Origin of the sequence: Microbacterium sp. PMB16, assembly GCF_051294855.1 — a bacterium.
Lineage (GTDB): Bacteria > Actinomycetota > Actinomycetes > Actinomycetales > Microbacteriaceae > Microbacterium.
In genome coordinates this window covers 449013-460258 of sequence record NZ_CP145908.1, presented here as the reverse complement: position 1 = coordinate 460258, position 11246 = coordinate 449013, and the positions used below count along the sequence as shown (strand labels likewise).

The following is an 11246-nucleotide window of genomic DNA, read 5'->3' as shown; positions in this document are numbered from 1 at the left end:
ATCGTCCATGGCGACCAAGGCGTTGCTCGCCGACCTGGCTGCGGCTGCGACGGCATCAGGCCTGCCGGGTGTGGAGATCGAATCGGTGGGCGGCGTGGATGCTGCGCGCCGCGTGGCGGAGGGGGAGCAGTTCGACCTGATCTTCCTGGCCTCCGAAGCGATGGTCGAGCTGGTCGATCGTGGTCACGTCGTGCCATCGTCCGTACGTCCGCTGGTCCTCTCGCAGACCGCAGTCGCCGTGCACGCGGCCGGCTACCGGCAGGCGTCCGCGCCGACGACACCCGCATTCGAGGACGCAGACGCTCTCCGCGCCGCGTTGCGGAGAGCCGAACGCATCGGCTACTCCACCGGACCAAGCGGCACCATGTTGTTGCGGCAGATCGAGGACTGGGGAATGGCGGGCGAACTGCGTGACCGCCTCGTCCGCGCGCGGCCGGGGACGCCGGTCGCGGCGCTCGTGCGCGAAGGCGAAGTCGATCTCGGATTCCAGCAGCTCAGTGAACTGGCCGGGTATGAAGGTGTGCGGATCCTGGGGGTGCTGCCGCCGGACTGCGCGATCGACACGATCTTCGCTGGGGGGATCTCGGCGAGAGCGGCCGACCCGCTGAAGTCGCGGACCGTCCTCTCGTTCTTCGCCGCACCCGCCGCCGCGTCGATCAAGGCGCAGCACAGCTTTCAGGACATTTCATTGACTCAGCCACCTCTGCAAGAGACGAGTGACGGCGGGTAGGGCGAGGTAGACCATGACAGGTGAGATGAGCACAACCGAGAGCAGCACTCGTACCCAGATCGGCAGGTCGTACGGTATCGCGCTGATGGCGTAGTTGGCGGCAACGCTGAGGGGGTAGAACACGAGAGCGATGGCCACCATCTGCTTCCAGCGTGGGGGCCGTGGGGGAGCCTTCGCTTCGCGGGCGGCATCGAACCATCCTTCGATGCCGCTTCGGCGGTCGTAGCGGCTGAACGACGCCAGACCCGCACCCTTCGTGATCCATGCGGCTCGCTCATTCGATTGTTCCCACGCGGCGAGGGACGAGTCGTTCGTGAATCGGAAGAGCATGTTCCAGTCCGAGGAGGAGGCTCGCGACATGATCCACCCCGATCCCAGGTATCCGTCTCTCGTGCTCAGAAGCGCCTGCCCTTCAAGCGCCCACGCATTCGCTTCTTGGACGCGATCGGGTGCGACGGTCCGAGTTATCGCGACGGTAATCGGCGTGTCCATGCCTTCCCTCTTTCCAGGATCCCTCGTGGCTGCGGTGGGGTTCCTTGACAGGGTAGCGAAAAATGAGCGAGACTGAGTCTTCGTGAACCTCGTGACTGATTCCCGCCCTCAGGCCGCAGTATTCGATCTGGACGGTGTGCTCGTCGATACAGCCGGTCATCACATGAGAGCGTGGCAGGCAGTAGCCCAGACCCTGGGTATCTCGCTTCGTGCGGAGACGGCGGAATCGCTCAAAGGGGTGAGCCGAATCGATGCGCTCCGGCGCGTACTGGATGACGGTGACGTCTATATGCCTCCCGAGCAGATGGAGATCGTCGCAGACTTCAAGAACCTTCTCTACCGGCGGTCTGTCTCGGCTCTCGGACCCGACGCCGTGCTCCCTGGTGTGCGTGAGTTCCTGAGCGCACTCGCGCAGCGCGGGATCCCGATGGCAGTCGCCTCCGCGAGCCGAAGTGCTACCGAGATCCTGGAACGTTCGGGTCTCAGGGAGTTCTTCTCCGGTGTCGTCGACGGCAACGCCGTCGCTGTCGCCAAGCCGGCCCCTGACGTGTTCATCGCTGCCTGCAGCCTTCTGGGTCAGCCGCCGGAACAGTGCCTCGTGTTCGAAGATGCAGCCGCGGGTGTTCAGGGCGCGCGCGCTGCGGGCTGTGCAACCGTGGGGATCGGAGATCCCTCGACACTGAGTGAGGCTGATCGAGTCGTCGATTCGTTCTTCGACCTTGTACCTTCTGAACTCTTCGGAGACCGTTCATGACTGCGCCTGAGCCGAGTGGCGCCTCCGCCCTCGGCTCCCGGGCTCCTTTCCATCTCTCCGCGCGGGACGAGAATCTTCTGAGCGAGCTCTGCGACTCGATGTCGCTCAGGCAGGCGGCAGGGCAGCTGCTCTGCCTCTACCTCCCGGCATCGGGGGTCGACGAGTTCATCCAGCGCTTGAGGGCCCTTGATATGGAGCCGGCGGGCTACATGCTCCTGCCTCGGAGCACGGCCGACGCCGTGCGTGACGTGGACCGTCTGCGCCGGGCCTCGCGGGTGCCGCTGCTCATCGCGGGCAATCTAGAGGCTGGCGCCAGCAGCGTGCTCTCGGACGAGACGATCTTCGCGAACCCCATGCAATTGGGTGCGACGGGGAACTCTGCATCGGCAGGGCTCCTCGCAAGGCACTGTGCTCGGGTTGCGAAGAACGTCGGAATCAATTGGGCGTTCGCGCCCGTCGTCGACATCGCGTTGAACCACAGAAACCCCATCACGAACGTGCGAGCGTTCTCGGATGATCCCCTCGTCGTGGCCGAATACGGCGCACGTTACGTGGAAGCTGCCGAAGGTCGAGGCCTGGCCACCAGTGTCAAGCATTTTCCTGGGGACGGTCACGACGACCGCGATCAGCACCTGCTGGCGTCGACGAATCTTATGTCGGTGACGGAGTGGGAAGAGACGTTCGGGACGGTATACCGCCGTGTCATCGATGCAGGGGCTCGCACCGTGATGGTCGGTCACATCAGGTTGCCGGAGTATTCCCGGCACCTGCGACCCGGTATCCGTGACGCCGACATCCTTCCGGCGTCGATGTCTCGTGAGCTCGTCACTGATCTCCTGCGCGGTCAGCTGGGGTTCGAAGGCCTTGTGGTCACCGACAATTCCGCGATGGCGGGCATGACAACGGTCGTCGGGCGACGAGACGCGCTCGTTCTTGCCATCAACGCGGGATGCGACCTGATTCTCGGGGTACGCGATCTGGAGGAGGACTTCGCCATCATCCTCGATGCTCTCGAGAGCGAGACCATCTCGACCGAGCGCGTCACGGCCGCGGTCATGAACGTCCTCCGCCTCAAGGCCTCCCTCGGACTCGTCCCCGGCATCGCTGGAGTTCCCGTTGTCGACGAATCAGAGGTGTCCGTCCATGACGTGGACGTTTGGCGCGAGGAGCTCGCCGATCAAGCGATCACCCTTGTGAAGGACACGCAGAATCTGCTGCCGCTTACGCCGTCGACTCATCGGCGCGCTCTTGTCTACGTGCTGGGCGACAGCGCGACGTTCTACGAACCAGCACATGGCCTTTCCGCCGTCTTCTCGAGCGAGTTGGAGCGTCGTGGTCTCGCCGTCGATCTTCGGCACATACCCGGGGAGGGGAGAACCTCGATCGAGGCGGCCCGACTCCATGAGCAATACGACGTGTGCTTCTATTTCGCGAACGTGAAGTTCGGCGCGAACTCGAACGTCCTACGTCTCGAGTGGTCCCATCCTCAGGCGCCGGATGCGCCCAGGCACGTGCAGTCGCTGCCGACCGTATTGGTGTCCGTTGCCGACCCTTACCATCTGCAAGACGTGCCGATGATCAAGACGGCCGTCAACGGGTACACGCCGTCAAAGGATGTCGTTCGGGCGATTGTCGCTCGATTGTTCGGAGAGGTGCCCTTTGCTGGGCAGAGCCCGGTGGACCCGTTCGCCGGGTACTGGGATGCTCGTCTTTGAAGCGGACTCAACGGCCTCACCCACCACGAGGGTGTCCGACCACTGCAACTGAAGGGGAAACATGGGAAAGCGCGGTCTGTATGCCAAGGGCAGGGCCAAGAGGGAAGAGATTCTGGCCACGGCTCTGGACCTCATCTCCCGAAACGGGTACACCGGAGTATCCATCCGAGAGATCTCGGAGGAATGCGGGCTGACCCCGACCGCGGCGCTTCACTACTTCGAGTCCAAAGAGGAGCTCTTCGTCGAGGTGTTGCGACGTCGCGAGGCGTCGAACGCGGACGCGGGGCGGTCCGCACCTGACCCGCTCATCGGAATCCGTACGGTCATCAGCTATAACAGCACCGTTCCGGGCCTCGTCCGTCTCTACACCACGATGGCGGCCGAGTCGGGAGACCCGGGGCATCCAGCTCAGGAGTATTTCCAGCAACACTTTCAACGCTTCCGGACAGCCCTCGCCGCCTCGATCGAGAAGCGCAACCAGGCCAGGCCCCCAGAGCAGTCGCTTGACGCGGAGCGGCTGGCGCGGGTCGTCATGGCGCTGTCTGACGGATTGCAGATCCAATGGCTCGGGGACCCGACTGTCGACATGGCCGGAGACATGGCCTATGCGATGAACCTCTTGGGGCTGGTGTCGGAGGGAGAGGCGGGCCAGTGACGACCGGACTTCGGATCAGCTCTTGACTTGAATCCACAGTGGCGCTTACTATTAGCGAAAGCTGAGCGATAGTGAGTTTTTGCTCGCAGTGACGATGACGCACGAGAGAAAGCGAGGACAGGCGGCGATGCCTGCATTCCTACTTAAACGAGTTCTCGCAGGCGTTGTCCTGTTGATTGCCGTGTCTTTTCTTGCGTTCGTTCTTCTCAACCTCTCAAGCAGCAACGTCGCCCGCGGAATCCTCGGCCAGAACGCCACCGCCGAACAGGTCGATCTCAAGGCGCAACAGCTTGGTCTGGATCGTCCGATCCTCTTTCGGTACGCCGAATGGGCGCTCGGCGCAGCGCGCGGCGACCTGGGCACGTCGTGGTTCACCAACGAATCCATCACCGGGGCGATCTCCAACCGGCTTCCGGTGACCCTGAGCGTAGTGATCAGCGTCACCATAATTTCCGGCCTCATCGCTTTCGCCCTCGGCATCGCGGCCGGAGTGCGACGAGGAGCGCTTGATCGGACCGTTCAGGTGCTGTCGATCCTCGGGTTCGCGCTCCCTGGCTTCTTGGTCGCACTTCTGCTCGTCTTCGTCTTCGGCATCCAACTGGGCTGGGTACCCGCGACCGGATATGTTCCTGTGGATGTTTCGTTCGCTGGATGGGTTTCGACCATCACCCTTCCGGTCATCGCTCTTTCGCTCGCTGCGATCGCCGGCGTCGCCCAGCAGGTGAGAAGCGCTGCGATCGATACCCTGAACAAGGACTTCATTCGCACCCTGAGGAGTCGCGGACTTCCGGAACGGCGAATAATCCTGCGCCACGTGGTCAAGAACTCGGCATCCGCCGGGCTTACCGTCTTGGCCATCCAGTTTGTCGCCCTCCTGGGGGGAACAGTGGTGATCGAGCAGGTCTTCGCGCTTCCCGGAATCGGTAGCTATGCCGTTTCCGAGACCTCCCGCGGTGATCTCCCCGCGGTGATGGGCGTCGTGATCGTCGCCGTCATCATCGTCGTGATCGTCAACCTGCTCGTCGACATCGGCGTCGGCTGGCTGAACCCGAAGGGACGTCTTTCATGATCGCCGAGCCGGGTGTCCCTCGAAAGTCCGGAACCGCGAGACGGCTGCTGAGCAACCCACTGGCGTTCGCCGCGATCCTGGTACTTGTGGTGATCATCGCGTCCGCGGCGCTCGCTGCACCCCTCAGCCCTCAAGCACCCAATCATGGTGCGCTGGATGACGTTTTCGCGCCGGTGAGCGTCGGGCATCCGATGGGCGCGGACGGCGCGGGGCGGGACATACTCAGTCGGATGCTGTGGGGCGGCCAGGTGAGCCTCCTTGGTGCCGCACTGGCGCTCGTCGTCGCAATGCTGATCGGTGTGCCGACCGGGCTCCTGGCCGGGTACTACCGAAAGGGGTTCGACGCGGTCTTCGGTTGGTTCTCAAGCCTGGTCATGGCGCTTCCGGCGATCATCGTCCTGCTCGCTGTCCGGGCAGTGGCCGGACCGTCCATTTGGATCTCCATGACGATCTTCGGGGTCATCCTGTCCCCAGCGTTCTTCCGTTTGACGCGGTCTGCGGTGTTGAATGTCCGCGACGAACTCTACGTCGACGCCGCGCGAGTATCCGGGTTGCGCGACGCAAGAATCATCGGTCGTCACGTTCTCACGGTGGTGCGCGCGCCCATCATCATCCAGGCTGCCCTCGTCGCCGGAATCGCGTTGGCAGTGCAATCCGGTCTGGAGTTCTTGGGGATCGGCGATCAGAGCACACCGACGTGGGGTGGGCTCCTCAATGACGGGTTCAGCAACATCTACTCCTACCCGCTCATGATCGCTTGGCCCGCTCTCGCTATCGGGCTGACCTGCGCGTCCCTTGCCATCCTTGGAAGCGCTCTGCGTGACGCGCTTGAAGACCGTGGCCGCGTGATCTCAGCCGCCCGTTCCCGTCGCAAAGCTGGACTTTCCGTGCGTCCGCGTATCGAGCGCGAGGTGGGAACCGACCTGGACGAGGCACCGAGCAAAGCATCTGGCGCGGACAGCGCCCATCTCCTCGACGTGAACGGACTGGAGGTTTCATACATTCGCCCGGGTGAATCGGATCTCGTGGTCGTCCACGACGTCTCGTTGCATATCCGCCGGGGTGAGGTGCTGGGACTCGTCGGTGAGTCGGGTTCCGGTAAGAGTCAGACGGCCTTCTCTGTGCTCGGCCTGCTGCCCACCGGGGGGCGCGTGTCGGCCGGTGCCATCACTTTCGAAGGCAAGAGGCTCGATCTGCTCTCTCGGAGCCAGATGACAAAGCTGCCTGGATCCTCGATCGCCTACATCCCGCAGGAGCCCATGAGCAACCTCGACCCGTCGTTCCGGGTCGGTCAGCAGCTGACGGATCCGATGCGAATCGTGTTGGGGCTGTCGGAGAAGGAGGCGCGCAAACGCGCCATCGAACTCCTCGAGCGCGTGGGAATCCGAGATCCGCACCGAACTTTCGCCGCATACCCCCATGAGATCTCGGGCGGAATGGCGCAACGTGTCCTGATCGCCGGCGCCGTCTCCTGCCAACCGAAGCTGCTCATTGCAGACGAGCCGACGACTGCACTGGATGTCACGGTGCAAGCGGAGGTGCTCGAGCTTCTGCGGAGTCTCAAGGATGAGTTCCGGCTCGGTGTTCTGCTCGTCACACATGATCTCGGCGTGGTGGCGGACATCTGTGATCGAGTCGCCGTCATGCAGTCGGGGCGCATCGTGGAAACAGACGAGGTGCGATCCATCTTCCGTCACCCGCAGCACCCCTACACGCGAATGCTCCTCAACTCGACGCCGGAAGGCGGGGATCGTCGGCCCGATCTGGTCGACGCTGACATGAATGGAGGGGTGTCATGACCAGCGCGAGCCTTCTGGAGGTGCACAACGTCTCTGTCGACTACCCGGCGAAGGGGTTCAGGGCCACGCCCTACCGAGCCCTCACCAACGTGTCTCTGTCGCTGCGCCGTGGGGAGACGCTCGGCCTGGTAGGGGAGTCGGGGTCGGGAAAGACAACGCTGGGCCGAGCCATCCTCGGCTTGGTGGGAACGTCCTCCGGGGGCATTCGCTTCGACGGACGGGACATCACCAATTCGTCCCGCAGGACTCGACGCGTGATCAGCAAGGACATGCAGGTCATCTTCCAGGACCCCTATACGTCGCTGAACCCCTCGATGTCGATTGCCGACATTCTCGCGGAACCCCTACTCGCCCAAGGGATAAGCCGCACTGGCGCCCGTGAACACGTGGTCGGATTGCTCGATCGGGTGCGTCTTCCCTCCGACGCAGCGGAACGGCTGCCGCGCGAGTTCTCCGGCGGTCAGAGGCAACGCATCGCCATCGCGCGCGCTCTGGCGCTCAGCCCCAAGCTCATCGTCTGCGATGAGCCGGTGTCTGCGCTGGATCTCACAACTCAAGCCACGGTTCTCGACCTTCTCATCGAACTGCAGAACGAAACAGGCGTCGCATACCTCTTCGTCTCTCACGATCTGAGCGTCATCCGACACATCAGCCACCGCGTCACGGTCATGCACCAAGGCAGCCTCGTGGAATCTGGATCGACAGAACAGGTCACAGAACGCCCAGAGCATCCCTACACGAAGAAGCTCCTGATGTCAGCTCCTCTTCCCGATCCTGACGCCCAGAAGGAACGTCGCGCCCAGCGAAGAGAAATGGCCCGGCTGGACGCGGAGCAGGGTCAGACGGGCGGATTCCCCGCCGTCGCCCCGGACGATGTTCCGTGATCTGGCACCGGGAAGCATCTGCTCCGTTGCTGCGGCTCGTCGGGACAGCACTCGTGGACGTCGGGCAGCCAATCGACGGAGTAGACGAGAGAGGCGATGCGGTGCGCAATGTACCCATAGCCGGAGGTCGTTTCGACGGGAATGAGTTCTCGGGAAGGATCGCTTCCGGCGGCTCGGATCATCAGATCATCAGGGGAGATCTGACCACACTCATCGATGCGCGATTCCGCGTCGTGACCACCCGTGGCCAGGCGGTCGATCTCCGTGTCACGGGCTACCGACACGGCCCCGCCTCCGTCTTGCGGCGGCTTGCGCAGGGCGAGATCGTCGATCCATCCGAGTACTACTTCAGGACCGCGATCACGGCGAGCACGTCCGATGAAGACCTCAGTTGGATGACCCGTACTGTGCTGATCGGCACAGGCGCACGGCAGGCAGAGAAGGTAACGATCGACGTCTTCGCGGTGCGGTGATGGACGCCGACCAGTCGAGCGCCCGTTATGCCCGAAGGCAGTTCGACACGATCCTTCAGAACGCGGCTGCAGCTCACCGGCATTCCGCTCCTTCGAGTCGGTCTTCCCCAGAGCGGGTGCTCGCTGCCGCCGCGGAGATACGAAGCGGTCACGTCATCTCGTGCGAGGCGACCAATGAAAGCGTGACGCTACCGGGACACGATCGGCGGCTCGTTGGTGATCGCTCGGGGGCACGATTCCATACCCGGGCAAGACTGGCACGCGACCAACGAACGCCTGGAGCTCACTCCCCACGGGCGCCTCGGAATGACCCATCTCGACGCCTTCGAGCACTTCTATTGGCGCGGTGAGTCCTTCGGGGATGCTCAGCTCGATCGTGTCATCGCGGGGGAGGAGCCGCTTCACGACGTCGTGGATGTCTCGCAGGGCGTCGTCACTCGGGCGGTCCTCATCGATGTGGAACACGCCGTCGAACTCGGAGAAATCGAGCCCGGACTGTCTTGTTCGGCGGCGCAGCTCCGGAGGATCCTCGCGCGCAGCGGACTTCGCGTCGAACCGGGCGATGCTCTTTTCGTGCGCATGAGCAGGTCGCCTGTGGACGGATCGCGCTCCGGGGGGTTGAGCCTGGACTGCGTCGACTGGATCACCGAGATTCGGCCGAGCATCGTGGTGAGCGACGGCGGATTCGATCCGCATCCCAGCGAGGTCGACGACGTGCTCATGCCATGGCACATCATCCTGCTCACGGCCCTCGGTGTGCACCTGATAGACCTCGCCGATCTGGAAGCCCTGGCGAGAGAATGCCGGGTACGTCAGAGGTACAGCTTCGCCGCGCTCGTTGCGCCGCTGGGGATCGCGGGGAGCACCAGCACGCCCGTGAATCCCCTCGCCGTCTTCTGAAGCCCCGCATCTGGCACTTGCGTCAATAATCAGCGATGCGTAGTATTTAGCCAGTGCAAAGCTGAGTTGTGCTGAGTATTCAGATCCTGAGTCACAGCCAAGGCGGTCGCACGTTCGTCACGCTCCCTTACAAAGAAGTGAAAGTGAGACAAAAGTGAAGATCACCACGAAGCTCAGCGGCGCAGTCGCTGCTCTGACGGTCGGTGCCCTTGCCCTGACCGCCTGCGGTGGGGGATCCGCGTCCCCGCCTGCCGCGACGGATGGCACCCTGAATATCGGGTCCTGGGTCGAGCCGAATTCGTTCGACCCCGCCCAGGCGCAGGAGGGGCTGTACATCCCGTACTACCAGGCGGCCTACGACTCGCTAATCCTTCGGGCTCCCGATGGGGACCTCGAGCCGATGCTCGCGACGGAGTGGGCCTACGACGACACGAACACGACGCTGACGCTCGCGCTGAGGGACGACGTGAAGTTCTCGGACGGAGAGGTCTTCGATTCCGCTGCTGTGAAAGCGAATCTCGAGCACTTCAAGGCGGCGAATGGCCCGCAGGCGTCGACGATGCTCGCATTGGAGAGTGTGGAGACTCCGGACGCCCGGACCGCCGTGCTCAAGCTGAGCGAGCCTGACCCCGCTTTCCTCATCTACCTCACGAACGCTGCCGGACTGATGGCGAGCCCCACTTCTCTGGAGGGTGACGAACTCACGTCCGCTCCCGTCGGCAGCGGGCCCTACCTCCTCGAATCCGACAGCACGGTCGTGGGGTCGCAGTACACCTTCACGCGCAACCCCGACTACTGGGGCAGCGAATTTCCATACGCGACGATCGTCTTCAAGTACCTCCCGGATGCGACGGCACGCCTGAATGCGCTCAGGTCAGGTCAGATCGACACCACCATCCTCAGCGATCAGAAAGGCGCAACAGAGGCGAAGAAGTCCGGCCTGACCTTCGTCCCATCCGACGTCAACTGGCAGGGATTGCCGCTGTTCGACAGAGGGGGCGCCGTCACCCCCGCGCTCGGAGACGTTCGCGTGCGTCAGGCGTTGAACTATGCGATCGACCGGGATGGCATTCTCGACAAGATTCTCCTCGGGATGGGCACAGCAACGTCCCAGATCTGGGGCAAGACCTCGCTGGGGTACGTCGAAGAACTGGACTCCGCCTACGAATACGACCCTGAGAAGGCGAAGGAGCTTCTCGCGGACGCTGGCTATGAAGATGGCTTCGATCTTGAGCTCCCCACCGTTTCGATCTTCGATCCCTCCCTCAAGGCGACCATCGCGCAGCAGCTCGGAGATGTCGGTGTCCGTGTCACGTGGACGGACATCCCCGTCTCGGACTTCTTCAGCACATTGCTCAGCGCCAAGTACAGTGCCACGATGATGTCGTATTTCGAGCCCAACGACTGGCAGCTGGTCAACCAGTTCGTCTCGCCGGAGGCGACCTGGAACCCGTTCAAGACTGAGGACGAGACCGTGGCCACCCTCAGTGTCGAGATCCAGACGGGCGATGAGAGTCAGCGGAAGGCCGCCGCGCAGGAACTGAACCAGTACATCGTCGATCAGGCGTGGTTCGTTCCTTTGTTCCGCCCCCAGTCCCTGCTGTTCACCGACGCAGAAACCACCGCGCTGCCTCAGGTGGAGCAGGCGGCGCCGTCCATCTACAACTACAGTCCCGCATCCGGAAAGTAGACATATCCGTCTGAGGAGCTGGCACCAGGACGCATTCTGGTGCCAGCCCTTGAAACGTCGAATCGGATTCGCGATTCTGAGAGTC

General features: G+C 63.2%; 11 protein-coding genes. 10 read left to right on the top strand and 1 reads right to left on the bottom strand.

Annotated features, from left to right (window positions below):
• The first annotated feature begins 7 nt into the window (after positions 1-7).
• Positions 8-730: a substrate-binding domain-containing protein gene (locus V5D55_RS02380; RefSeq protein ID WP_435747278.1), complete on the top strand. Its 723-nt coding sequence runs from the start codon at positions 8-10 to the stop codon at positions 728-730.
• Here V5D55_RS02380 and V5D55_RS02375 read toward each other — a convergent pair.
• Complete coding sequence (locus V5D55_RS02375) at positions 686-1090, bottom strand: hypothetical protein (protein WP_435747276.1); 405 nt, start codon at positions 1088-1090, stop codon at positions 686-688. The genes V5D55_RS02380 and V5D55_RS02375 overlap by 45 nt on opposite strands.
• 214 nt (positions 1091-1304) lie before the next feature.
• On the opposite strand from V5D55_RS02375, the gene pgmB reads away from it, so the two are divergent.
• From pgmB to V5D55_RS02330, 9 genes are all read left to right on the top strand, one after another.
• Positions 1305-1976, top strand: a complete 672-nt coding sequence (gene pgmB, locus V5D55_RS02370) for a beta-phosphoglucomutase (RefSeq protein ID WP_435747274.1) — start codon at positions 1305-1307, stop codon at positions 1974-1976.
• 98 nt (positions 1977-2074) lie between these two features.
• On the top strand, positions 2075-3691 hold the full coding sequence (locus V5D55_RS02365; RefSeq protein ID WP_435747272.1) for a glycoside hydrolase family 3 protein: 1617 nt from the start codon (positions 2075-2077) through the stop codon (positions 3689-3691).
• 61 nt (positions 3692-3752) lie between these two features.
• Complete coding sequence (locus tag V5D55_RS02360; RefSeq protein ID WP_435747270.1) at positions 3753-4346, top strand: TetR/AcrR family transcriptional regulator; 594 nt, start codon at positions 3753-3755, stop codon at positions 4344-4346.
• 94 nt (positions 4347-4440) lie between these two features.
• Positions 4441-5415, top strand: a complete 975-nt coding sequence (locus tag V5D55_RS02355) for an ABC transporter permease (protein ID WP_435749245.1) — start codon at positions 4441-4443, stop codon at positions 5413-5415.
• The gene (locus V5D55_RS02350) at positions 5412-7214 is read left to right on the top strand and encodes a dipeptide/oligopeptide/nickel ABC transporter permease/ATP-binding protein (protein ID WP_435747268.1); all 1803 of its coding nucleotides are present in this window, start codon (positions 5412-5414) and stop codon (positions 7212-7214) included. Before V5D55_RS02355 ends, V5D55_RS02350 begins: the two co-directional genes overlap by 4 nt.
• On the top strand, positions 7211-8098 hold the full coding sequence (locus V5D55_RS02345) for an ATP-binding cassette domain-containing protein (protein ID WP_435747266.1): 888 nt from the start codon (positions 7211-7213) through the stop codon (positions 8096-8098). The genes V5D55_RS02350 and V5D55_RS02345 overlap by 4 nt, the downstream gene beginning before the upstream one ends.
• A complete protein-coding gene (locus tag V5D55_RS02340; RefSeq protein WP_435747264.1) occupies positions 8095-8571 on the top strand; it encodes a DUF3237 family protein in 477 nt (158 codons plus the stop codon). The genes V5D55_RS02345 and V5D55_RS02340 overlap by 4 nt, the downstream gene beginning before the upstream one ends.
• Before the next feature lie 216 nt (positions 8572-8787).
• Positions 8788-9471, top strand: a complete 684-nt coding sequence (locus V5D55_RS02335; RefSeq protein ID WP_435749244.1) for a cyclase family protein — start codon at positions 8788-8790, stop codon at positions 9469-9471.
• A 154-nt stretch (positions 9472-9625) separates the two neighbouring features.
• Complete coding sequence (locus tag V5D55_RS02330) at positions 9626-11161, top strand: ABC transporter substrate-binding protein (RefSeq protein WP_435747262.1); 1536 nt, start codon at positions 9626-9628, stop codon at positions 11159-11161.
• Positions 11162-11246 lie beyond the last annotated feature (85 nt).